This is a genomic window from Geodermatophilus sp. SYSU D00703, assembly GCF_054050155.1.
This window is the reverse complement of the sequence record NZ_JBJGYU010000015.1, coordinates 23,185-46,124: the sequence shown is the minus strand read 5'-3', so window position 1 is coordinate 46,124 and position 22,940 is coordinate 23,185. Positions and strand designations below refer to the sequence as shown.

The 22,940-nt window shown below is 75.1% G+C and carries 21 protein-coding genes; 11 read left to right on the top strand and 10 right to left on the bottom strand.

Annotated features, from left to right (window positions below; genetic code table 11):
- Positions 1 to 25 precede the first annotated feature (25 nt).
- The gene (locus tag ACI782_RS15390) at positions 26 to 724 is read right to left on the bottom strand and encodes a YqjF family protein (protein ID WP_456910674.1); all 699 of its coding nucleotides are present in this window, start codon (positions 722 to 724) and stop codon (positions 26 to 28) included.
- Positions 725 to 730: 6 nt separating this feature from the next.
- Positions 731 to 1,759: a Gfo/Idh/MocA family protein gene (locus ACI782_RS15385; RefSeq protein ID WP_456910672.1), complete on the bottom strand. Its 1,029-nt coding sequence runs from the start codon at positions 1,757 to 1,759 to the stop codon at positions 731 to 733.
- 98 nt (positions 1,760 to 1,857) lie between these two features.
- Here ACI782_RS15385 and ACI782_RS15380 point away from each other — a divergent pair, with 98 nt between their 5' ends.
- The 3 genes from ACI782_RS15380 to ACI782_RS15370 all read left to right on the top strand — a co-directional run bounded on the left by ACI782_RS15380 (position 1,858) and on the right by ACI782_RS15370 (position 5,397).
- Positions 1,858 to 3,072, top strand: coding sequence for a diguanylate cyclase domain-containing protein (locus tag ACI782_RS15380; protein WP_456910670.1), 1,215 nt, complete (start codon positions 1,858 to 1,860; stop codon positions 3,070 to 3,072).
- 9 nt (positions 3,073 to 3,081) lie between these two features.
- Positions 3,082 to 3,855, top strand: coding sequence for an enoyl-CoA hydratase-related protein (locus ACI782_RS15375; RefSeq protein ID WP_456910668.1), 774 nt, complete (start codon positions 3,082 to 3,084; stop codon positions 3,853 to 3,855).
- A gap of 183 nt (positions 3,856 to 4,038) precedes the next feature.
- On the top strand, positions 4,039 to 5,397 hold the full coding sequence (locus ACI782_RS15370) for a dicarboxylate/amino acid:cation symporter (protein ID WP_456910667.1): 1,359 nt from the start codon (positions 4,039 to 4,041) through the stop codon (positions 5,395 to 5,397).
- Between the two features lie 58 nt (positions 5,398 to 5,455).
- On the opposite strand, the gene ACI782_RS15365 is transcribed toward ACI782_RS15370, so the two are convergent.
- Positions 5,456 to 6,313: a hypothetical protein gene (locus ACI782_RS15365; protein WP_456910665.1), complete on the bottom strand. Its 858-nt coding sequence runs from the start codon at positions 6,311 to 6,313 to the stop codon at positions 5,456 to 5,458.
- A 78-nt stretch (positions 6,314 to 6,391) separates the two neighbouring features.
- Here ACI782_RS15365 and nucS point away from each other — a divergent pair, with 78 nt between their 5' ends.
- From nucS to ACI782_RS15350, 3 genes are all read left to right on the top strand, one after another.
- Positions 6,392 to 7,063 carry an endonuclease NucS gene (nucS, locus tag ACI782_RS15360; RefSeq protein WP_456910663.1) on the top strand — a complete coding sequence of 224 codons (672 nt, stop codon included), beginning with the start codon at positions 6,392 to 6,394 and terminating at the stop codon, positions 7,061 to 7,063.
- A gap of 109 nt (positions 7,064 to 7,172) precedes the next feature.
- Complete coding sequence (locus ACI782_RS15355) at positions 7,173 to 8,954, top strand: 3-hydroxyacyl-CoA dehydrogenase family protein (protein ID WP_456910661.1); 1,782 nt, start codon at positions 7,173 to 7,175, stop codon at positions 8,952 to 8,954.
- A gap of 74 nt (positions 8,955 to 9,028) precedes the next feature.
- Positions 9,029 to 9,265 carry a hypothetical protein gene (locus tag ACI782_RS15350; protein ID WP_456910659.1) on the top strand — a complete coding sequence of 79 codons (237 nt, stop codon included), beginning with the start codon at positions 9,029 to 9,031 and terminating at the stop codon, positions 9,263 to 9,265.
- A 107-nt stretch (positions 9,266 to 9,372) separates the two neighbouring features.
- Here ACI782_RS15350 and ACI782_RS15345 read toward each other — a convergent pair whose 3' ends face one another.
- The 5 genes from ACI782_RS15345 to mce form a co-directional block, all read right to left on the bottom strand.
- Positions 9,373 to 9,984 (bottom strand): class F sortase, encoded by a 612-nt coding sequence (locus tag ACI782_RS15345; RefSeq protein WP_456910658.1) that lies wholly within the window; start codon positions 9,982 to 9,984, stop codon positions 9,373 to 9,375.
- The gene (locus ACI782_RS15340; RefSeq protein WP_456910656.1) at positions 9,960 to 10,778 is read right to left on the bottom strand and encodes a DUF4397 domain-containing protein; all 819 of its coding nucleotides are present in this window, start codon (positions 10,776 to 10,778) and stop codon (positions 9,960 to 9,962) included. Before ACI782_RS15340 ends, ACI782_RS15345 begins: the two co-directional genes overlap by 25 nt.
- Before the next feature lie 59 nt (positions 10,779 to 10,837).
- The gene (locus ACI782_RS15335; RefSeq protein WP_456910654.1) at positions 10,838 to 12,229 is read right to left on the bottom strand and encodes a hypothetical protein; all 1,392 of its coding nucleotides are present in this window, start codon (positions 12,227 to 12,229) and stop codon (positions 10,838 to 10,840) included.
- Positions 12,230 to 12,415: 186 nt separating this feature from the next.
- Complete coding sequence (gene ccrA / locus ACI782_RS15330) at positions 12,416 to 13,747, bottom strand: crotonyl-CoA carboxylase/reductase (RefSeq protein ID WP_456910652.1); 1,332 nt, start codon at positions 13,745 to 13,747, stop codon at positions 12,416 to 12,418.
- A 123-nt stretch (positions 13,748 to 13,870) separates the two neighbouring features.
- Entirely contained in the window at positions 13,871 to 14,326 is a 456-nt protein-coding gene (gene mce / locus ACI782_RS15325) for a methylmalonyl-CoA epimerase (protein WP_456910650.1), read from the bottom strand.
- A gap of 182 nt (positions 14,327 to 14,508) precedes the next feature.
- Between mce and ACI782_RS15320 the strand changes: the two genes are divergently transcribed.
- Genes ACI782_RS15320 through ACI782_RS15300 form a run of 5 tightly spaced genes read left to right on the top strand, consistent with a single transcriptional unit; the run spans position 14,509 to position 19,825 of the window.
- Entirely contained in the window at positions 14,509 to 15,699 is a 1,191-nt protein-coding gene (locus tag ACI782_RS15320) for an acetyl-CoA C-acetyltransferase (RefSeq protein WP_456910648.1), read from the top strand.
- Positions 15,696 to 16,727, top strand: coding sequence for a methylmalonyl Co-A mutase-associated GTPase MeaB (meaB, locus tag ACI782_RS15315; RefSeq protein WP_456910646.1), 1,032 nt, complete (start codon positions 15,696 to 15,698; stop codon positions 16,725 to 16,727). The genes ACI782_RS15320 and meaB overlap by 4 nt, the downstream gene beginning before the upstream one ends.
- Before the next feature lie 23 nt (positions 16,728 to 16,750).
- Positions 16,751 to 18,229 (top strand): phytoene desaturase family protein, encoded by a 1,479-nt coding sequence (locus ACI782_RS15310; RefSeq protein ID WP_456910644.1) that lies wholly within the window; start codon positions 16,751 to 16,753, stop codon positions 18,227 to 18,229.
- A 58-nt stretch (positions 18,230 to 18,287) separates the two neighbouring features.
- Positions 18,288 to 18,812, top strand: a complete 525-nt coding sequence (locus ACI782_RS15305; RefSeq protein WP_456910642.1) for a MarR family winged helix-turn-helix transcriptional regulator — start codon at positions 18,288 to 18,290, stop codon at positions 18,810 to 18,812.
- Positions 18,813 to 18,859: 47 nt separating this feature from the next.
- Positions 18,860 to 19,825, top strand: coding sequence for a tetratricopeptide repeat protein (locus ACI782_RS15300; protein ID WP_456910640.1), 966 nt, complete (start codon positions 18,860 to 18,862; stop codon positions 19,823 to 19,825).
- A 9-nt stretch (positions 19,826 to 19,834) separates the two neighbouring features.
- On the opposite strand, the gene ACI782_RS15295 is transcribed toward ACI782_RS15300, so the two are convergent.
- Both ACI782_RS15295 and ACI782_RS15290 read right to left on the bottom strand, forming a co-directional pair.
- Positions 19,835 to 21,244: a neutral zinc metallopeptidase gene (locus tag ACI782_RS15295; protein WP_456910638.1), complete on the bottom strand. Its 1,410-nt coding sequence runs from the start codon at positions 21,242 to 21,244 to the stop codon at positions 19,835 to 19,837.
- 63 nt (positions 21,245 to 21,307) lie between these two features.
- Positions 21,308 to 22,696 carry a neutral zinc metallopeptidase gene (locus ACI782_RS15290; protein ID WP_456910636.1) on the bottom strand — a complete coding sequence of 463 codons (1,389 nt, stop codon included), beginning with the start codon at positions 22,694 to 22,696 and terminating at the stop codon, positions 21,308 to 21,310.
- Between the last annotated feature and the right edge of the window lie 244 nt (positions 22,697 to 22,940).

The following is a 22,940-nucleotide window of genomic DNA, read 5'->3' as shown; positions in this document are numbered from 1 at the left end:
GCGCGGAAGGCGCGCCCCTCCTCCGCTAGACGGTCGGCAGCCCGATGCGGACGTCGTCCACGCCGGGGGAGAACAGCACGCTGACCGGGGGGCCGGGCACGGGCGGCAGCCCGGCCGCGGCCAGCGGGTCCCCGATGAGCGTGCTGACCTCCGCCGACCGCAGCGGCCACGGCCCGTGGACGACCGGCAGGTACACGAGGCGGCCCGCGACCCGGGTGTGCAGGCCCCAGCGGGCGGTCAGGAAGGCCTCCAGCGGGTCGGGCTCCACCGGGGCGCCGATGCGCAGGGCCATCCACAGGCGCCGGCCGACGGTCACCGCGTACCGGTCGCCGTCCCGCCGCACGCGGGTGCGGGACCAGACGTACGGCAGGCGGGGCAGCGCCCGCGCGGTCAGCACCGCCGGCAGCCGCCCGGCGTCCATCCGCCGGAACACGACGCCGCGGCGGCCGCGCTCGTCGACCGCGTAGAGCCGCACGTTGACCTCGTCGAACGAGCCCGCCCAGGGCAGCGCCGGGCCGGTCGGGAGCGCGGTCCGCGCGATGCGCAGGGCGACCACGCCGACGTGGGTCGTGCCGGCTCGCACGTCCGGCCGGGTGCCCGGCGGCAGGAGCGGCGCGGCGCAGGCGGGGTCCAGCGGCCAGTGCAGGAACGCCACGTCCCGCCAGGCCTGCCGCAGCAGGACCGGCCGGACGGCGCCCGGCGGGAGGACCTGCTGCGGCGGCACGTCGCGTCAGCCCAGCGGGACGACCCGGCCCTCGGTCGCGCTGCGCCGGGCGGCGTCGAGCACGGCGGCGGTGGCGACGGCGTCCTGCGGGTCGACCGGCGCCGGCCCCCGCCCGCGGACGGCGGCGGCGAAGGTCGGGTAGAAGGTGTCCCAGCGCCCGCGGTGGGTCGGCACGGTCTCGCCGCCGTCCCCGCGGCGGAGCCGCCCCCACCGCTCCTCCGGCTCGGCGCCCCAGCGCTCCCTGAGGGTCGCCGGGGTCTCCCCGGCCAGGAGCAGCGCCTCCTGCCCGTCCATCGGGCCGCCGACGGTGTAGGCCCCCTCGGTGCCGGCGACCCGGAACCGGTCGCCGGGCGCGCCCTGGCTCCAGCTCCCCCACAGGTGGGAGCGGGCGTCGCCGGCGTGGGTCAGGGCGACGAAGACGTCGTCGTCCAGGCCGGTGTCGCGCAGCCGCCACTCGGCGTAGACGGAGGTGACCGGCCCGAGCAGCACCAGTGCCTGGTCGACCAGGTGGGCGCCGAAGTCCAGCAGCGTGCCGCCGCCGGCCGCGGGCGGGCCGGGCTCGGGGTCGAACCGCTCGAACCGCGACTCGAAGCGGGTCACCGTGCCCAGCCGCCCCTCGGCGACCAGCTCCCGGACGGTGAGGAAGTCGGAGTCCCAGCGGCGGTTCTGGTACGGCGCGAGCGGGAGCCGTCTCGCCGCGGCGAGGTCGACCGCGCGCCGGGCGGCCGCGGCGTCCAGCGCGAACGGCTTGTCGCACACCACGGCGAGGTCCAGCCCCAGCGCCTGCTCGGTCAGCGGGGTGTGCGTGTCGGCCGGTGTCGAGATCGCGACCGCCTCCGCGCCGGCCCCGGCCAGCTCCTCCAGCGACGCGAACGTCCGCAGGCCGGGGTGCTCGGCGGCCACCTGGGCCCGCCGCTCGGGGGATGTCGTCACCACGCCGAGGAAGTCGCACTCCGCGGCGGCGGCCAGCAGGGGCGCGTGGAAGTACCGGCCGCCGAAGCCGTACCCCACCAGTCCGAACCGCACGGGATCCATGCGGTGATCATGCCCTCCGCCGGTTCCCGCCGAAGTTCCGAGACCGCGCGTACCGCTGCGGGCACACTTGGTCACCGACACCCGCTACGGTGCCGCGCGTGCAGAGCCCTCGCCCCGCCGTCGCCGACCCCGATCGGCTCGCCGCGCTGGCCAGTTACCGGCTCGGCGGGCACGCCGGCGACGCGGACCTCGACGCCGTCGTGGCCTACATGGCCCGCGCCCTGGACGCGCCCATCGCGGTGATCAACCTGGTCGGTCCCGACCTGCAGTGCTTCCCCGCCGAGATCGGCGTCGGCGCACCGTTCTCGCACGTCCCCGACGAGCTGTCGTTCTGCGCCTACGTGGTGGCGGCGCGCGAACCGCTGGAGGTGTCCGACGCGCTCGCCCACCCGGTCTTCGCCGACAACCCCGCGGTGGCCGCCGGCGCGATCCGCTCCTACCTCGGGGTCCCCCTCATCGACGAGGACGGCTTCGTCCTCGGCTCGCTGGGCGTCTTCGACGACGACGTCCGCACCTTCCGCGGCGACGACCTGGACACCCTCGAGATCCAGGTCCGCCTCGTGCGCAGCGTCCTCTCGCTGCGGCGCCAGGTCGCGGCGCACCGCTGGGACGCCCGCCTGCTCGCCGCGCAGGGCCGGGTGCTCGAGGCGGTGGCCACCGGGGCACCGCTGGAGGACGTCCTCGACCTGCTCTCCGCCGCCGTCCGTGAGCTCTCGCCGGACGCCGACGCCGACCAGCAGCGGGCCCTGACCGAGACCGTCGACCGGCTGACCACGGTGGCGACCGACGCCGACGGCTGGCGCCGGGCGCTGACCCGCGTGGCGCGGCAGGACCCGCTGACCGGCCTGGCCAACCGCGCCCACCTCCTCGACGCCGGCCGGGCGGCGCTCACCTGTGGCGGTGCGGTCCTGTTCGTCGACGTCGACCGCTTCAAGGAGGTCAACGACCGGGGCGGTCACGCCGTGGGCGACCAGCTCCTGGTGCGGCTCGCCGACCGCCTGCGAGCGCACCTGGAGGACGTGCCGGACGCGGTCGTGGGCCGCCTGGGCGGGGACGAGTTCGCCGCCGTCCTGCCCGGCCTGGACCGCGCGACGGCCGAGACGGTGGGCAGGCGGCTGGTCGCGGCGCTCGTGGACGAGGTCGTTGTCGGACGGCGCAGCGTGCGGGTCTCGGCGAGCATCGGGCTGGCCATGGCCGAGCCGGGCACGCCGTTCGAGGTCGTCCTGCAGCAGGCCGACCTGGCGATGTACGGCGCCAAGGAGGGCGGCCGCGGGCGGCTCTCGAGCCGGGTCCCGGACGCCGAGGTCGGCTAGCGTCGGGCCATGACTGCAGAGGGTGCGCCCCGGGTCGTGCGCGACGGGGACGTCGTCACCATCACGATGTGCCGGCCGGCCCGGCGCAACGCCCTCTCCCGGGAGCACCTCGGCCAGCTGCTCGCCGCCGTGACCGAGGTGGGGGAGAGCGACGCGGCCGGCATCGTGCTCGCCGCCGAGGGGCCGGTGTTCAGCGCCGGCCACGACTTCGCCGACGTCGTGGGCCGGCCGGTGACCGAGGTGCGCAGCCTGCTGCAGCTGTGCACCGAGCTGATGCAGACCATCCAGGCGGTGCCGCAGGTGGTGCTCGCGCGGGTGCACGCGCTGGCCACCGCGGCCGGCTGCCAGCTGGTCGCCTCCTGCGACCTCGCCGTCGCCGCGGAGTCGGCCGGCTTCGCCGCCCCGGGCGGCAAGGGCGGCTGGTTCTGCCACACGCCGATGGTGGCGATCGCCCGCAACGTGGGCCGCAAGCGGGCGATGGAGCTGGCGCTCACCGGGGACGTCATCGACGCCGCCACCGCGCTGGACTGGGGCCTGGTCAACCGGGTGGTCCCGGACGCGGAGCTCGACGCGGCCGTGGCCGACCTGATGGCGCGCGCGACCCGCGGCTCACGGGCGAGCAAGGCCTGGGGCAAGCAGACGATGTACGCCCAGCTCGACCGCCCCGAGCGGGACGCCTACGGGACCGCCGTCGAGGTGATGGCCTCGGCCAGCCAGCTGCCCGGCGCCGTCGAGGGCATGAGCTCCTTCCTGGAGAAGCGCCGGCCGGTCTGGCCCGACTAGGGCGTGAGAGTGGCCACACCCGGGATGGGCGGTCGGCCGGCGGGCCTTGATCCCTGCGTGCGCAACGTGTGGGGACTGACCCGGCGGCGCGCGCTCGACTTCGGGCGGGTGACGGCCGACGGCTGAGTGCGCACGCCCGCACCCCGTCGTCCCCTCCCTGAACTGCCCGGAAGGCACCCTCTCGTGCTCGCTCGTCTCCGCCGCGTCCCCTTCGCGGCGCAGGTCCTCCTCGGCCTCGTGGTCGGCGTCGCCCTCGGGTTCGTCGCCCGCGACCTGGGTCCCGTCGCCGACGGCACCCCGAACTGGCTGACCAGCACCCTCCAGACCGTCGGCAGCACCTTCGTGACGCTGCTCAAGGTCCTCGTCCCGCCGCTGATCGTCACCGCGGTGATCGTCAGCATCGCCAACCTCAAGCAGGTCTCCAACGCCGCCCGGCTGGCCGGCCAGACCCTGCTGTGGTTCGCCGTCACCGCCCTGATGGCCGTCTCCATCGGCATCGGCCTCGGCCTGCTCACCGAGCCCGGCCGCAACAGCTCGGTCGACGCCTCGGCGCAGACCGACCCCGGCACCGCCGGCTCGTGGTGGGACTTCCTCAACGGCATCGTGCCGGGCAACGTCCTCGGCCTGCAGGCCTCGCCGCACGACGACGGAACGGTCGGGCTGTCGTTCAACGTCCTCCAGCTGATCGTCATCGCGGCCGCCATCGGCATCGCGGCGCTCAAGGTCGGAGCGGCGGCCGAGCCGTTCCTCGCGCTGACCCGCTCGGCCCTCGCGATCGTGCAGAAGGTGCTGTGGTGGGTCATCCTGCTCGCCCCGATCGGCACCGTCGGCCTGATCGGCAACGCGGTGGCCACCTACGGCTGGGAGTCCCTGGGCTCGCTGGGTGTCTTCGCCGGCTCGGTCTACATCGGCCTCGCGCTCGTGCTGTTCGTCGTCTACCCGGTGCTGCTGCGGCTGCACGGCCTCTCGCCGCTGCGGTACTTCGCCGGTGCCTGGCCCGCGATCCAGCTGGCGTTCGTGTCGCGCTCGTCGATCGGCACGCTGCCGGTGACCGAGCGGGTGACCGAGCAGAACCTCGGCGTCCCGCGGTCCTACGCCTCCTTCGCCGTCCCGCTGGGCGCGACGACGAAGATGGACGGCTGCGCGGCGATCTACCCCGCGCTGGCGGCGATCTTCGTGGCCCAGTTCTTCGGCGTGGACCTGTCGCTCACCGACTACCTGCTCATCGCGCTGGTCTCGGTCGTCGGCTCGGCCGCCACCGCCGGGGTCACCGGCGCGGTGGTCATGCTGACGCTGACCCTCTCCACGCTGGGCCTGCCGCTGGCCGGGGTCGGCCTGCTCCTGGCCGTCGACCCGATCCTCGACATGGGCCGCACCGCGGTGAACGTCGCCGGCCAGGCGCTGGTCCCGACGATCGTCGCCAAGCGCGAGGGCATCCTCGACGTCGAGCGGTACCGGTCGACGTCGACGGTGGACCCGCTGGCCCGCGTCGACGAGCGGCAGGGTGTCGACGCCGACCCGCGCGAGCCCGCCGCCGTCTGATCCGGCAGACGCCGACGGCCCGGTCCGCTCCTCGTGAGCGGGCCGGGCCGTCGTCGTCCTACTGCTGCCGCAGGTCGGCGCAGCCGGTCTCGTGCGGGAGCAGCGGTCGCAGGGTGAGTGCCCAGCGGCCGCCGTCCTCCGCGGTCCACGGCGTCAGGGCGTTGGCGCCGGCGGCCGCCTCGAGGACGGCCGCGGCCTCCGCTCCGCGCGCGACCACGCAGAACAGGCCCAGCCGCTCCTCCAGCGGCTCGCCGGGCAGCGCCGGCCCCGGCCAGGCCACCTCCGGCTGCACCAGCTCCGGCTCGGGGGTGGGGGTGTACGCGGTGACCACGGCGCCGACCGCGTCCGGCCGGTAGGACTCCGGCCCCGCGGCGCCGAACGGGCCCTCCGGCGAGGTGAGCACCTCGACCAGCCCCATCAGCTCGCCGCGGGTGGTCCGCTGCTCGGGGGTGAGGCCGCCGTCGTCGGGCAGCTCGAACAGCGCCTGCACCTCGCGCACGAAGGTGCCCTCCTCGGTGACGAGGGTGAACCGGGTCGCGGGGGCGTCGGCGACCGGCGGGCTGCCGAGGTCGCCGGTCCCGGTCACCCCGGCGGCCACGGCCCGGTCGACGACCGTCTGGACGCCGGCCTCGTCCAGCTGCCACACGAGCAGGTTCGGCAGGGCCGGGGCGGGATAGATGGCGATCTGCGGCCCCTGGGCGATCACCCGGCCGTCGGAGTAGACGCTGACCAGCGGCAGGCGGCCGGCCAGCATCTCCGGCGTCACGAAGCCGCCGACGAGCTCGACCTCCAGCACCAGCCGGCCCGGACCCTCGGCCGGCGACGTCGGCGCGGCGCCCGCGTCGCCGGCGCGCTGGGCGCAGGCGGACAGCAGGAGCAGGACCAGGACGACGGCGGGACCCAGGGCTCTCGTCACCGCGCCAGGATGTACCCGGCGGACGCCCCGTCCCGCCGTCCCGGACCGGTCGTTAGCGGTTCGGTACCGTCGGACCCCGTGCGCCTGGTCATCGCCCGCTGCTCGGTCGACTACATCGGGCGGTTGACCGCCCACCTGCCGATGGCCCCGCGCCTGTTGCTGGTGAAGGCGGACGGTTCGGTGTCCGTGCACGCCGACGACCGCGCCTACAAGCCGCTCAACTGGATGACCCCGCCGTGCACGTTCAAGGACGAGCTTACCGACGGGGCGGGCACCTGGACGATCACCAACAAGGCCGGCGAGCAGCTGATCATCACCATCGAGTCGGTCGAGCACGACTCGTCGCACGAGCTGGGGGTCGACCCCGGGCTGCAGAAGGACGGCGTGGAGGCCGAGCTGCAGCGGCTGCTGGCCCTGCACGTCGAGACCTTCGGGACGGGCTGGTCGCTGGTCCGGCGCGAGTACCCGACCGCCATCGGCCCGGTGGACCTCCTCTGCCGGGACGCCTCGGGCGCCACTGTCGCGGTGGAGGTCAAGCGGCGCGGGGAGATCGACGGCGTGGAGCAGCTGACCCGCTACCTGGAGCTGCTCAACCGCGACCCGCTGCTGGCGCCGGTCCGCGGGGTGTTCGCCGCGCAGGAGATCAAGCCGCAGGCGCGGGTGCTCGCCGGGGACCGCGGCATCGACTGCCTGACCGTCGACTACGCCGTCCTCAAGGGCACCGACGACCCGTCCGAGCGCCTCTTCTGACGGTTACCGGTCGGTAGGCCGCCGTCCCGGAGGGCCCGCCCGGGTGGGAGACTCGCCCCGATTCCGGACGACGGTGCCCGGGGCACCGGATCTCGAGGGAGATGGCAGCGTGGCCAGGGAGCTGAACGAGGTCGGCGTCGTGGGGCTGGGCACGATGGGCGCCGGCATCGCCGAGGTGCTGGCCCGGGCGGGCCTGGCGGTGACCGCGGTGGACGTCGACGACGCGGCGGTGGCCCGCGGGCGCGAGCACCTGGCGCACTCCACCGGGCGCGCGGTGCAGCGCGACAAGCTCGACGAGGCCGAGCGCGACGCGATCCTCGAGCGGATCCGGTTCACCACCTCGCTCGAGGACCTCTCCCAGGCCGAGCTCGTGGTCGAGGCCGTGCCCGAGCGGATGGAGCTCAAGCGCGAGATCTTCGCCGCGCTGGACAAGATCTGCCCGCCGGACACCATCCTCGCGACCAACACCTCGAGCCTGTCGGTCACCGAGATCTCCGTGGCGACCGGCCGGCCGAGCAAGGTCGTCGGGATGCACTTCTTCAACCCGGCGCCGGTCATGAAGCTGGTCGAGGTGGTGCGCACCGTCGTCACCGAGCCCTCGGTGATCGAGGACGTCGAGGCCCTCGCCGCGCGGCTGGGCAAGGTCGACGTGACCATCGGCGACAAGGCCGGGTTCATCGCCAACGCGCTGCTGTTCGGCTACCTCAACCACGCGGTGTCGATGTACGAGAACCGCTACGCCAGCCGCGAGGACATCGACGCGGCCATGCGGCTGGGCTGCGGCCTGCCGATGGGCCCGCTGGCGCTGATGGACCTCATCGGCATCGACACCGCCTACGAGATCCTCGACACGATGTACAAGCAGTCGCGCAACCGGCTGCACGCACCCAGCCCGATCATCAAGCAGATGATGATCGCGGGCCTGCTGGGCCGGAAGGTCGGTCGCGGCTTCTACACCTACGCCGACCGGGACTCCGCCCAGGTCGTCCCCGACGACCTCACACCGGCCGAGGGCGGGGCCGCCGAAGGTGCCCGACCGGTGCGCCGGGTCGGCGTCGTCGGCTCGGGCACGATGGCGACCGGCATCGTCGAGGTCGTCGCCAAGGCCGGCTACGAGGTCGTCTTCGTCGCGCGCACCCTCGACAAGGTCGAGGCGGTGCAGGCCGCGCTGGGCCGGTCGCTGGACAAGCAGGTGGTCCGCGGCCGGCTGGAGGAGGCCGCCCGCGACGAGGCGCTGGCGCGGGTCACCGGCAGCGCCTCGCTCGACGACCTCGCCGACGTCGACCTGGTCGTCGAGGCGGTCGTCGAGCACCTCGGCGTCAAGCAGGCGCTGTTCGCCAACCTGGGCGAGATCTGCAAGCCCGGTGCCGTGCTGGCCACGACCACCTCGAGCCTGCCGGTGATCGAGTGCGCGCGGGCCAGCGGCCGCCCGGCCGACGTCGTCGGCCTGCACTTCTTCAACCCGGCCCCGGTCATGAAGCTGGTGGAGGTCGTCTCCACGATCGCGACCGCGCCCGACGTCGCCGCCACCGCCCACGCCGTCTCGGTGGCGCTGGGCAAGCACCCGGTGTCCTGCACGGACCGGGCCGGGTTCATCGTCAACGCCCTGCTGTTCCCGTACCTCAACGACGCGGTGAAGATGCTCGAGGCGCACTACGCGACCGCCGACGACATCGACGCGGCGATGAAGGTCGGCTGCGGCTACCCGATGGGTCCGTTCGAACTGCTCGACGTGGTCGGGCTCGACGTCGCCCTGGCCATCGAGCGGGAGCTCTACGTCGAGTTCCGCGAGCCCGGCTTCGCCCCGGCGCCGCTGCTCGAGCACCTGGTCACCGCCGGGTACCTCGGCCGCAAGACCGGCCGCGGGTTCCGCGACCACGTCGCGCGCTGAGCCCGGTGCCGCGCAGGAGCGGACGGAGGGGGTCGCGGCCGCCCGGCCGGGACCTCCTCCGCCGGTCGGACCCGGTGGAGGAGGCGGGGGACGGCGACTGGGTGGTGCGCTCCCTGACCGGCTCGGCGACCGGCAAGACCTACCGCTGCCCGGGCTGCGACCAGGAGATCCGCCCGGGGACGCCACACCTGGTGACCTGGCCGGCCTACGCCCGCGACTCCGACCTCGACCCCTGGGACACCGAGTCGGCGGCCGACTGGCGCCGGCACTGGCACACCGCCTGCTGGCGGGCGCGCGGCCGGCGGCGTTGAGAGGACCCCTTCCCCCACGCCTCGCAGGCTCGGCGCGGGACCCTGCAGCGGAAAGACCCCGTCCTCCCCACCCTTCGCACGCTCAGGGCGGTGCCCTGGACGGGGCCTCACGTCACCACCGCCGTGACCACGACGTTGTCGGTGTAGCTGCGCCGGGTGCGGTCGAAGTCCCCGCCGCAGGTGAGCAGCCGCAACTCGGCCCGCGGCGTGGGCCCGTAGACGGCCTCGGTCGGGAACTCCGCCTTGGGCCATCGGGTCACCCCGGTGACCGTGAAGCGCACCGCCGTCCCGTCGGCGCGGTCGACCGCCACCTCGTCGCCGGGGCCCAGGTCGCGCAGCCGCCAGAAGACCGCCGGCCCGGTGCGCGAGTCCACGTGCCCGGCCAGCACGGCCGGGCCGACGTCCCCGGGAGCCGGCCCGCCGGGGAACCACCCGGCCCGGTCGAACTCCGCCGGCGGCACGAGGGCGCCGTCGGCGTCGACGCCGAGGTGCACGAGGGTGGTGCCCACGCCGATCGCCGGGATGCGCAGGCGCACCGGCGCGGCGGCGGGGTCGGCCGCGGTGGCCGCGGCGACGACCGGGGCAGAGGCGGCCGGGGCCGGCTCGGCGGGCGAGAGCAGCGCGACCGCGCCGGCGACGAGCGCCGTGGCGGCCAGCACCCGGTGGACGACGGACAGCGCCGGCCAGCGGCCGCTCACCGGCGCCGCGCCCGTGGCCACAGCAGCGCGACCGCCCCGAGGACGGCACCCGCCGCGAGCACCACCGCAGCGGGCGCGGGCCCCGCCGCCCCGCCCGCGCCGGTCTCCACGCCTCCGGTGGGGACCACGGCGGCGCCGGCGGCGTCGAGGACCGTCCGCACCTCCAGCCCGCCGTCCGGGCGGTCGAGGACCAGCACCGTGTAGACCGAGCCCGCGGCGAGGTCGGCCGGCACGTCGGTCGTCGTGCTGCCCACGGTGACCTGCAGGCTCGCGGGACCGCCGGGCACGGTGGCAGGAGGGCCCGCGGTACCGGAGGTCAGCCCGGTGGCCAGGGCGCTGCCGTCGGCGGTGGTCACGTCGACCGACGGGGCGGTCGCGGCGGCGTCGACCACGCGGACGCGGGCCGATCCGGCGGGCGGGGTCGAGAGGTCGGCGTCGAGGACGGCGAGCCTCAGGTCGGCGAAGCCGCCCATCGCGGCCACCGTGCGGGCGCCCCCGGCGGGCACCTCGACCGTGGTGGACAGCACCGGCGGGCGGGCCGGGTCGCCGCCGGCGGTGCGGACGCTGACCGTGTAGGTCCCCGCGGGCAGTTCCTGGTGGTCGGAGACGTCGCCGTAGCCGATGCCGCGCGCGGTGGTGCCCGTGCCCGGCCGGCCGAGCGGGTCGACGGCGAGGTCGACCGCGGGGGTGTCCGGCGACAGGTGCGCCACCCGCAGCAGTCCGGTGTCCGCCGCCGCGCCGGGCGTGACCCCGGCGGTGAGCAGGGCGCCCACGGTGAGCAGCGCGACCGCCAGCGCGCGGAACGGCCGGAGCACCGCGGGCCACCCGCGGGTCCTCGACCGCCGGGGCGGCGGAGGACCGGACCCCGTGCCGCTCAGCGGTGGCCGGGGGTGACCGGCTGGCTGCCGGTGTCCGCGTCGTCGGGCTTGACCGCGGGCTGCACCAGCGTGGGCGGGTCCGTCCGGGGAGTGCCCGCGGCGGTGCTGCCGGAGGGGACCGGCGGGATCACCTGGGTCTGCTGCGGGGACGGCGACGCGGCACCGGGCTGCCCGGTTGCCTGCTCGGGCGCTGGACCCTGCTGACCGGGCCCCGACGGGGCCGCCGGCTGCGGGGCCGGGGGACGGGTCGGCTGGCGGGCCGCGGCCGCCTCACCGCTGCCCCCGCGCGGGGAGTCGCCCGGGCGGACCGCCGGCTGCGGGGCGGTGGTGGGCCGGACGGCGGGCTGGTGGCCGGTCAGCGGACCGACGGCGGGCTGCTGCGTCGTCGTCGGGCCCACCGGCTCGGGAGCGGCGCTGCGCTGCCCCTGCCCCGGACCGGGCTGGGCCTGCGGCTGGGGCTGGCCCTGCGGCTGGGGCTGGCCCTGCGCCTGCGCCGCGCCGGGCTGGGCCTGCGGCTGGCGCGGACCCGGCTGCGGCCGGTCCTGCCCGGGCACCGGGGGCCGCTGGCCGGCCGGGGCCTCGGACCTGCGGTCGCTGAGGTCGGGCAGCTTCTCCAGCACCCGGCGGGCCTCGACGAGCCGGCCGGCGAGCTCGTCGCGCACCGCACGGATCGACGCCGCGGACGCCTCCGCCTCGCCGACCACCTGGGCGGCGTGCTTCTCGGCCGCGGCGATGCGCTGGCGGGCGGCCTCGGCGGAGGTGCGGTCGCGCTCCTCGTCGATCCGCGCGGCCTCCTGCCGGCGCGCCCGCTGCGCGATCTCGAAGTCCTCCTCGACCTTGGTGCGCCGCGCCTGCGACTCGGCGTCGAGCCGGGCCACCTTCTCCTGGGCCTTGCTGACCAGCTCGTCGGCGCGGATCTGGGCCTTGGTGGCGATCTGCTCGGCGTTGTGACGAGCCTCAGCGATCATGCGCTCGACCTCGGCCTGGCCGGCGGCGTGCCGCTCGTGCATGGCCCGTTCCTCGGCGGCGGTCTGCTCCCGCACCGCCTGCGCTTCCTGCTCGGCGGCCCGCCGGATGTCGGCGGCCTCCTCCTCGGCCAGCCGCAGCATGTGCTGGATGCGCTCGCTCATGTTCTCGAACGTGGGCGGGCCGGACGAGGCCGCCTTGCGCCGCAGGGCGTCGATCTCCCCGTGCAGGGCCGAGAGCTGGCCGGCGAGGTCGGACGACCGGTTCATTGCGGCGTCGCGGTCGGCGAGCGCCACCCGGATGTCGGCCTCGAGGCGCTCGATGGTCTCGGCCACTTGGTGCCGGTCGTAGCCCCGCAGCACCACGTCGAACGAGTGCTGGGCCTCACGCATGGGCAGCAGGTCGCGGCGGGGATCGTCCATGCATTCATCCTCGCAGAGTCGGGGGACCGGAGGCGGCCGATGGGGCAGCGCCTCCCTGCAGGGTGCCAGCCCTCCCGGGGAACGCGCTACGTGCCCCGCGCGGCCCGGTCCCGGGCACCGCCCCGAGCCTGGTGAGGTCCTGGAGCGGCCATCCTGCTGGGGCGCGTGGGGAGGAGGATGGTCCTCCTACACGCCGCGGAAGCGGTTGATCGCGTTCAGGTGCCGCTCCCGCTTCTCGGGGTCGCGGACGCCGAGGCCCTCCTCGGGGGCGAGGGTGAGGACGCCGACCTTGCCCTGGTGGGCGTTGCGGTGGACGTCGCAGGCGGCCTGGCCGACCTCGGCCATCGGGTAGACCTTCGACAGCGTCGGGTGGACCAGCCCGCGGTCGATGAGCCGGTTGGCCTCCCACGCCTCGCGGTAGTTGGCGAAGTGCGAGCCGATGACCCGCTTGAGGTTCATCCACAGGTAGCGGTTGTCGTACTGGTGCAGGAAACCGCTGGTCGAGGCGCAGGTGACGATCGTGCCGCCCTTCTTGGCGACGTAGACGCTCGCGCCGAAGGTCTCCCGGCCGGGGTGCTCGAAGACGATGTCGGGGTCGTCGCCGCCGGTCAGCTCGCGGATCCGCTTGCCGAACCGCTGCCACTCCCTCGGGTCCTGGGTGTCCTCGTCCTTCCAGAAGCGGTAGCCCTCGGCGGTGCGGTCGATGACCAGCTCGGCGCCCATGGAGTGCACGATCTCGGCCTTCTCCGGGCTGGAGACGACGCAGACCGGGATGGCGCCGCCGTTGAGCGCCATCTGGGTGGCGTAGGAGCCCAGCCCGCCGGAGGCACCCCAGATGAGGACGACGTCGCCCTGCTTCATCGCCGCGCCGTTGTGGGAGACCAGCTGCCGGTAGGCGGTGGAGTTGACCAGCCCGGGGGCGGCGGCCTCCTCCCAGGTGAGGTGGGCCGGCTTGGGCATCAGCTGGTTGCTCTTGACCAGCGCGAGCTCGGCCAGGCCGCCGAAGTTGGTCTCGAAGCCCCAGATCCGCTGCTGCGGGTCGAGCATCGTGTCGTCGTGGCCGGCCGGGTCCTCCAGCTCCACCGACAGGCAGTGGGCGACCACCTCGTCGCCGGGAGCCCACTTGTGCACGCCCGGGCCGACCCGCAGGACGACGCCGGCCAGGTCCGACCCGACCACGTGGTAGGGCAGGTCGTGCCGCTTGGCCAGGTCGTGCAGCCGGCCGTAGCGCTCCAGGAACCCGAAGGTGGAGACCGGCTCGAAGATCGACGTCCAGACGGTGTTGTAGTTCACCGACGAGGCCATCACCGCCACGATCGCCTCGCCCGGTCCCAGCTCCGGGGTCGGCACCTCCTCCACGTGCAGCGACTTGCGCGGGTCCTTCTCCCGGGTGGGCAGGCCCTCGAACATCCCCTGCTCGTCCTTGCGGACCAGCACGGCCCGGTAGGACTCCGGCACCGGCAGCCCGGCCAGGGCGTCGGTGGCGTCGGCGAGGATGGCGTCCCTGATCTCGATCACGTGCGTCTCCCGGGTCTTCGTCGGCTGCGGTCGGGGGCGGCGCGGGCGGGGGAGTGGCGGCAGTGCGATGGCGCGAGACGTTACCGGGGAGTAGCTACGGCGGCAGCTCCCCGGTCGAGCGGGTCAGTGGCCGCCCGCGGCCGGCTCGACGAGTTCGACGAGGACGCCGCCGGTGTCCTTGGGGTGCACGAAGTTGACCCGGCTGCCGGCCGTTCCGCGCTTCGGGACGTCGTAGAGCAGCCGCAGGCCACGCTCGCGCAGCGTCGCGCTCACCGCGTCGACGTCGTCCACCCGGAAGGCCAGCTGCTGCAGGCCGGGGCCGGAGCGGCCGATGAACTTCGCGATGGTCGAGTCGGGGGTCAACGGCGCCAGCAGCTGGATCCGCGTCTCGCCGCCACCGACGGCGAGCATCGCCTCGTGGACGCCCTGCTCCTCGTTGACCTCCTCGTGGACCGAGGTGACGCCGAAGGCGAGCTCGTAGAAGGCGATCGCCTCGCGCAGGTCGGGCACGGCGATGCCGACGTGGTCGATCGTGGTGAACAGCTCGGCGGGCAGGTCGGTGCTGGCGTCGGTGGTCACGGCGGCATCCTCCCGAAGAGACGTCTGAGACGACAGTTCCATGTGACGGGAGTCACATGCTCTCCCAGGGCGGCCTGACGGGGCGCAGCCGGGCCTATCCTGGGCGGTAGCCCGAGGCCGCGGGACCGCGGCCAGCTCGACTCCCGGCCGCCAGCGACGGCGGCCCGGCACTGGAGGCCCCCATGCCCCGATCCGTCATCGTCAGCGGCGCCCGCACCCCCATGGGCCGGCTGCTCGGCTCGCTCAAGGACTTCTCCGCGGCCGACCTCGGCGGGATCGCGATCAAGGCCGCCCTGGAGCGGGCCGGGATCTCCGGCGACCAGGTCGACTACGTGATCATGGGCCAGGTGCTGCAGGCCGGCGCGGGGCAGAACCCGGCGCGGCCCGCGGCGGTGGCCGCCGGCATCCCGATGTCGGTGCCCTCGTTCACGCTGAACAAGGTCTGCCTGTCCGGCATCGACGCGATCGCCCTGGCCGACCAGCTGATCCGGGCCGGCGAGTTCGACGTCGTCGTGGCCGGCGGCATGGAGTCGATGACCCAGGCCCCGCACCTGCTGGCCAACTCCCGCACCGGCGTCAAGTACGGCGACACGAAGCTCGTCGACTCGATGGCCCATGACGGGCTGAGCGACACCTTCGACCAGGTCGCGATGGGCGAGCTGACCGAGTCCGCCAACGCCCGCTACGGGCTGACCCGCGCCGAGCAGGACGCCTTCGCCGCGGCCAGCCACCAGAAGGCCGCCGCCGCGGCCAAGAACGGCCTGTTCGACGAGGAGGTCACCCCGGTGCTGATCCCGCAGCGCAAGGGCGACCCGATCGAGTTCCGCGAGGACGAGGGCATCCGCCCCGACACCACCGCCGACAGCCTGAGCAGGCTCAAGCCGGCCTTCGCCAAGGACGGCACCATCACCGCCGGGACGGCCTCGCAGATCTCCGACGGTGCCTGCGCGGTCGTGGTCATGTCCGCGGCGAAGGCCGCCGAGCTGGGGCTGACCCCGCTGGCCGAGATCGGCGCGCACGGCGTGGTCGCCGGCCCCGACGCCACGCTGCAGAGCCAGCCGTCGGCGGCGATCGCCAAGGCCTGCGCCCGCGAGGGCATCGACCCGGCCGACCTGGACCTGGTCGAGATCAACGAGGCCTTCGCCGCGGTCGGCATCGCCGCCACCCGCGAGCTGGGCATCGACCCGGAGAAGGTCAACGTCAACGGCGGCGCGATCGCCCTGGGGCACCCGATCGGCATGAGCGGCGCCCGCATCACCCTGCACCTGGCCCTCGAGCTCGGCCGCCGCGGCGGCGGCGTGGGTGCGGCGGCGCTGTGCGGTGGCGGCGGCCAGGGCGACGCGCTCGTCCTGCACGTGCCTGCCAGGGCGTGACGGACGCCCCCGAGACGACACCGGTCCCGACGCCCGGCCCCGCCACCCCCCAGGGGAGGCGGGGCCGTCGCGCTGCCGACGTCCCCGAGCTGGTGGCCCGCGCCCGCCAGGGGGACGCCCGGTCGGTGGCGCGGCTCATCTCGCTGGTCGAGGACGCCAGCCCGCTGGTGCGGGAGGTCGCCGCGGCCCTCACCCCGCATCCCGGCTCGGCCCAGGTGATCGGCCTGACGGGAGCGCCGGGTGTCGGCAAGTCCACGACGACGACGGCGCTGGCCGCGGCCTACCGGCGGGCGGGCCAGCGGGTCGGCGTCCTCGCGGTCGACCCGTCGTCCCCCTTCTCCGGCGGCGCCCTCCTCGGTGACCGCGTGCGCATGCAGTCCCACGCGCAGGACGCGGGTGTCTACATCCGGTCCATGGCCACCCGCGGGCACCTCGGCGGGCTGGCGTGGGCCACACCGCAGGCGCTCCGGGTGCTCGACGCCGCCGGCTGCGACGTCGTGCTGGTCGAGACCGTCGGCGTCGGGCAGTCGGAGCTGGAGATCGCCTCGCTGGCCGACACCACCCTGGTGCTCCTCGCGCCGGGGATGGGCGACGGGATCCAGGCGGCCAAGGCCGGGATCCTCGAGGTCGCCGACGTGCTCGTCGTCAACAAGGCCGACCGGGCCGGCGCCGACCAGACGGTGCGGGACCTCCGGACGATGCTGTCCCTCGGCCACCGGGACGACGCCCCGGGAGCGTGGCGGCCGCCGGTCTGCCGGACGGTCGCCGCGCGGGAGACCGACAACGGCATCGACGGGCTGCTGGCCGCCGTCGAGGAGCACCGGGCCTGGCTGGCCTCCTCCGGTGCGGGCCACCGGCGCCGGGTGGAGCGGGCGGCGCGGGAGATCGAGGCGGTCGCGCTGACCGGCCTCCGGGAGCGGATGGCGGCCGTGCACGGGTCGGCCGCCCTCGGCGCCCTGGCCGAGCGGGTGCTCGCGGGGGAGACCGACCCCTTCCGGGCCGCGGACGAGCTGATCGCGCGGCTGTGACCCGCTGAGGGCAGGATGGCGGGGTGAACGGGAAGCCGGATGCCGTCGTCGTCGGAGCCGGACCCAACGGGCTGGCCGCGGCGCTCCGGCTGGCCGCGGCGGGCCTGCGGGTACAGGTCGTGGAGCAGGCCCAGCGCCCCGGCGGCGGCATGCGCACCGAGGAGCTCATCCGGCCCGGCTACCGCCACGACGTCTGCTCGACGGTGCAACCGATGGCCGCGGCGTCCCCGTTCTTCCGGGAGTTCGACCCGGTCAGCCGCGGTGTCCGGCTGCTGCACCCGGAGGTCTGCTTCGCCCACCCGCTCGACGGCGGCCGGGCGGCGCTGTCGTTCCGGTCCCTGGAGGAGACCGCCGCGGGGCTCGGGCCCGAGGACGGCCGGTCCTACCGGGGGCTGATGGGCCCGCTCGTCGACCACGGCGACGACGTCATCGACTTCTTCCTCGCCAGCCAGCTGCGCCGGCTGCCGACGCGCAGCGTCGGGGCGATCACGAAGTTCGGGCTCAACGCGCTGCCGAACATCCGGTGGTTGGCCCGCCGCTACTTCGACACCGACGAGGGGCAGGCGCTCATCGCCGGCGCCGCCGCCCACGGGATGCTCGACCTCTCCCGGCCGCTGACCGCGGGCCTGGGCATGGTGCTCGGCATGCTGGCCCACCACGTCGGCTGGCCGCTCATCGAGGGCGGGTCGCAGAGCCTGGCCGACGCGATGGTCACCGCGCTCGAGCAGCAGGGCGGCGAGGTGGTGACCGGTCACCTGGTCACCGACCTGCGCGAGTTCGACGGCGTCCCCGCGGTGCTGCTGGACACCACGCCCGGCGCCTTCGTGGCGATGGCCGGCGACCGCGTGCACCCCGGCTACCGGAAGTGGGTGGCCCGGTACAAGCACGGGCCGGGGGTCTTCAAGGTCGACTGGATCCTGTCCGAGCCGGTGCCGTGGACCGATCCCGACGTCCGGCGGGCCGGGACCATCCACATCGCCGGGACCCTCGCGGAGACGATGGCGGGGGAGGCCGCGCCCGCGGCGGGCCGGCCGAGCGAGCACCCCTACGTGCTCGCCGTCCAGCCCACCGTGGTCGACCCGTCCCGCGCGCCCGAGGGCGGGCACGTCTTCTGGGCCTACGTGCACGTGCCGCACGGGTCGGACGTCGACATGACCGACGCGATCGAGGCGCAGGTGGAGCGGTTCGCCCCCGGGTTCCGCGACACGATCGTCGAGCGGGCGACGAAGGACGCCGTCCAGATGGAGGAGTGGAACCCCAACCACGTCGGCGGGGACATCTCCAACGGCGAGGCGTCGCTCCCGCAGATGCTGGCCCGGCCGGTGCCGCGGTGGAACACCTACAAGACGCCGATCCCCGGCACCTACCTGGCGTCGGCGGCGACCCCGCCGGGGCCCGCGGTGCACGGCATGTGCGGGGACAACGCCGCCCGCGTCGCGCTGAAGGAGGTCTTCGGCGTGCGGCACGTGCCGCCGCTGCGCCCCGCCCCGCCCGTCGTCTGACCGCGGCCGCCGCCTGCTGCGCCGGAGCCGCGGTGGGTGGGCCGGTAGCGTCGCCGGCATGGTCCGACCGCTGGGGTTGCCGTTCGATCCCATCGCGCGCGCCGGCGAGACGTGGGAGCAGCGTTTCGGCCCGGCCGCGACGATGCGCGCCGCCACGTCGGTGTTCCGCGTGCAGCAGATCCTGCTCTCCCGCTTCGACGAGGCGCTGCGGCCGCACGGGCTGACCTTCGCGCGCTACGAGGTGCTGGTGCTGCTCACCTTCAGCCGCAGCGGTGAGCTCCCGCTCAAGGTCATCGGCAGCCGGCTGATGGTCCACCCGACCAGCGTCACGAACGCCATCGACCGGCTGGTGGCGGCGGGCTACGTCGACCGCCGGCCCAACCCCGCCGACGGCCGCGGCGTGCTGGCCGGCATCACCGACCGCGGCAGGGCGGTCGTCGAGGCGGCCACCGCGGCCCTCACCGCCCTGGACTTCGGGCTCGGCGACCTGCCCGAGGCCGAGCTCGACACCCTGTTCGACATCCTCAAGCGGGTCCGGCTCGGCGCCGGCGACGTCGCGGACGTCACACCCGCCGTCCCCTGAGGCCGGGCCGCCGACAGGCCGCGCAGGTCGGTGGGATGATCGAGGTCATGCAGCCTTCCCGCCCCGGACGCCCCGACCCGCGCGCGCAGGCGCAGCAGGCCCAGCTGGCCGCCTCACTCGCCGGCGCGGTCGACCTCGCCGCCGTCAAGGCCCGCTCCGAGGCGGCGGCCCGGGCGCAGGCGGCGCCGCCGCCGAGCGCCGCCACCCCGGCCGGAGCCCCCGGCGCGGCCGTCGTCGACGTCACCGAGGCCACCTTCCAGGCCGAGGTCCTCGACCGCTCCTTCCTGGTGCCGGTCGTGCTGGACCTGTGGGCCGAGTGGTGCGGTCCGTGCAAGCAGCTCTCCCCGGTGCTCGAGCGGCTGGCCGCCGAGGGCGGCGGGTCGTGGGTGCTGGCCAAGGTCGACGTGGACGCCAACCCCGCGCTCGCCCAGGGCCTGCGGGTCCAGGGCATCCCGGCGGTCAAGGCCGTCTGGCAGGGGCAGCTGGTCGCCGAGTTCACCGGTGCCATCCCCGAGGAGCAGGCCCGGCAGTTCGTGACCGAGCTGGTCCGCGCGACCACCGGCGGCGCCGTCCCGGACACGGAGCAGGAGGGCGGCGAGGTCGACGACCCGCGGCTGGACGCCGCCGAGGCCGCCCTGGAGCGCGGCGACCTGGCCGCCGCCGAGGCCGCCTACCAGGCGATCGTCGACGCCGAGCCCGACCACCCCGTCGCCGGCCTCGCGCTGCGCCAGGTGCAGCTGTTCCGCCGCGCCGACGAGGCCGGGCCCGACGCGCTGGCCGCCGCCGACGCCGCCCCCGACGACGTGACCGCGCAGACCCGCGCCGCCGACTTCCTCCTCGGCACCGGGGACGTCGAGGGCGCCTTCGAGCGGCTGCTCGACGTCGTCCGCCGGACCGCCGGCGAGGACCGCGACCAGGCCCGCAAGCACCTGGTCGAGCTCTTCGGCATCGTCGGCGACCAGGACCCCCGCGTCGCCGCCGCCCGCCGGCAGCTCACCATCGCCCTCTACTGAGCGGCCCGGTCACACCCCGACGTCGCAGGCGCGGGCGCCCTCGAGGAACCCGGCCCGGAACAGGTCGACCAGCTGGAAACCGGAGACGTCGAGGTCGCCCAGGACCTGCGGGTCGTTGCCGTACTCGAGCAGGAACTGGACGCTCTCGTCGAGGTCGCCCGGTGAGATGAGCACGTCGGTCAGCTCGCCGTTGTAGACCTGTGCGCTGTACCAGCCGGCCAGGCAGACCGCCGACCGCAGCGCCTCCTCGCCGTCGACCGGTAGTCCCAGCTGGTCGCGGGCGGCCAGGCCGTAGGGGATGGCCACGGCCGTCGGGACGGCGTAGTCGCCGAGCTCCTCGTAGGCCGGCCCGGCGAGCTCCTGCTCGTCGTAGCCGACCACGCCGCCCTCGGTGCCCGCCTCGTCGGGCGGGCAGTACACGAGGTCGAGGTCCTCGGCGGCGCAGGACGGCGCCTGACGGTCGAACGCCTCCAGCTGCGGCGCGGTGAACCGCTCGTCGAACACCTCGGTGGCGGCTCGCTCCCAGAACTCCGGCAGCGAGCTCTCCACGATCGAGACGATGGTGGGGTAGGGCGCGTTGCCGCCCGAGACGAGGTCCTCGTCGCTGGTGAACTCGCTCTGCGTGAAGACCCGGTCGGGGCCGAACCGGTCGCGGCACGCTGTCGGCCCGTCGTCGAAACCCTCCTGGAAAGCCGACACCCGGTCGAAGTAGGAGCCGTGCGCCTGCTCCTCGCCCTGGCCCGTCCCGACCGGGTCGCGCAGCAGCAGGTAGCCGCGCAGCAACTCGTCGAGCTCGGGCGCCCGGATGCGGGAGTGCTCGGCCTCGCCCGCGGCCACCCACGCCGTCCAGGCGCCGGCGAAGCAGTCGGCCTGCGTCTCGGTCGCGATGGACGCCGGGGGGTACCCGACCCGCCCCTGGACGGCGTGCCCGAACTCGTGGGCCATCACCAGGGCGGGGATGAAGCGCCCGTAGCCGCCGGCGAGCTCGCCGAGGTAGGTGCGGTCGTAGCTGATCGAGTCGGAGTTCGGGGTGTTCGGTGCCTGGCAGTAGAAGGCGTTGTCCTCGACCTCGCGCGGGTCCGCGCCGCAGCCGACGCCCTGCGGGTACACCGCCGGGTCGACGTCGTCGGGGTCGACGCTGAAGTAGCCGCCGGTCGGCGGGGTGAAGCGGGTGCCGAACACGTCGGGGAACTGCGCGGCCCAGTAGTCCTCGAGGTCGGCCAGCGCGTTGCGGGCCAGCACGTCGATCGGCCCGTCGGTGGCGCCGACGACGGTGACCTCGCCCGGGAGCGCGTCGTCGGGCAGGGGCTGGGCCGCGGAGGGGCGGCCCAGCACCACCACCGAGCAGCCGGACAGGACGAGGAGGGCGGCCGCGGCGAGCAGGGCCAGGGCCGCCCGGCGGGATCGGAGGGCAGGCATGGTCCCGGCATCGTCCCACCGCGGCGGTGGCCGCGCAGGGCCGCCGTCGCGGCGGTCAGCGGGTCAGATGCCGAGGTCGCAGGCGGTGCCGCCCTGCAGGAAGCCGTCCCGGAAGGCGCCGACGAGCTCGAATCCGCTGGCCTCGACGTTGGGCAGCACCGTGTCGGTCTGCCCGTAGGTGAGCAGGAAGACGATCGCCTCGTCGACGTCCCCGGGGGACAGCGACGTGACGTCGGCGAAGTCGCCGTCGAAGAAGCGGGCCGTGTACCAGCCGGTCAGGCAGACCGTCGAGACGGTGGCCGCGCCGTCGTCGATCGACAGCCCCAGCTGCGCGCGGGCGGCCTGGGCGTAGGGGAGGGAGACCGCTGTGGCGACGGCGAAGTCCCCGACCTGCTGGTAGGTCGGCCCGAGGAGGTCCGCCTCGTCGACGTACACGGTGGAGTCCGCGTCGCAGAAGCCGAGGTCGCGGTCCTCGGCGCCCATGTCGCCGCAGGTGGGCGCGGTGCCGTCGAACGCCTCGATGGCCGGCGCCTCGAACCGGCCGCCGCTGACCTGCGGGAACCAGGAGTCGTAGAACCGCGGCAGCGAGTCGTCGACGATCGAGCCGATCTGCTCGTAGGGGGCGTTGCCCTCGTTGGCCTCCTCGCCCCGCTCGAACTCGCGCGCGGTGAAGACGCGGTCGGGCCCGAAGTCGTCGCGGCAGCTGCCGACGCCGCCGGTGAAGCCGGCGTAGAAGCCCGACACCCGGTCGAAGCCCGAGCCGTGCGCGCCCTCCACGGACGCGTCGGTGAAGCCCACCGGGTCCCGCAGCTCGAGGAACCCGACGAGGACGTCGTCGAGCTCGGTGACCCGCAGGGTGACGTGGTCGGCGTTGCCGTCGGCGACCCACCGCGTGAAGGCGCCGGCGAAGCAGTCGGCCTGCGTCTCGTCCCGGATGGTGACCTCGCTGAAGCCGAACCGGCCCTGCATGGCGTGGCCGAACTCGTGGGCCATGACGGCGGGGCCGAGGAAGCGGCCGTGCTGCTCGCCGAGCTCCTGGAGCAGCGAGCTGTCGTAGACGATGACGTCGCAGGTCCGCTCGTAGAAGGCGTTGCCCTCGACCTCGGGGGGGTCGATCGGCAGGCGGGCGCAGCCGACGCCGGTGTCGGGGTACAGGCCGGGGTCGATGTCGTCGGCGTCCACCGAGAAGTAGCCGCCCTGCAGGGGCGTGAGCTCCTCGTCGTAGAACTCGGGGTAGGCCTGCGACCAGAAGGTGTTCAGGTCGGCGAGCGCGTTGCGCGCGTACCGGTCGATGTCGCTGTCGGTGGCTCCCGTGACGGGGAACTCCTCGGCGGTCACGTCGGTCACCGGCCGGGCGGCCGAGGCCGTCCCGGTCACCGTGGTGGAGCAACCGGTGAGCAGCACGCTGCCCACGGCAGCCGCGGCGATCGCGCGGCACTGGACCTGCCTCATGGAGCCGTGTTCCCTCGCGATCCGGACGGGCCCGCCACGGGGCGGCGGCGGGCGGAGCCGGCACATGATGCCCGGTCAGGGCCGTCCTGAGGGGGGTTCGGCACACGGGGAGTCGCCGGATGCGACCGGCTCGTCGCCGTGGGTGGTGTCCACAGGCGGTCAGGAGAGGGGCCGGACAGGCCGGCGGCCGGACGGGGTCACCGCCCGGCCGCCGCCGCTCCGCCGGGTCCCGCCCTCAGCGTGC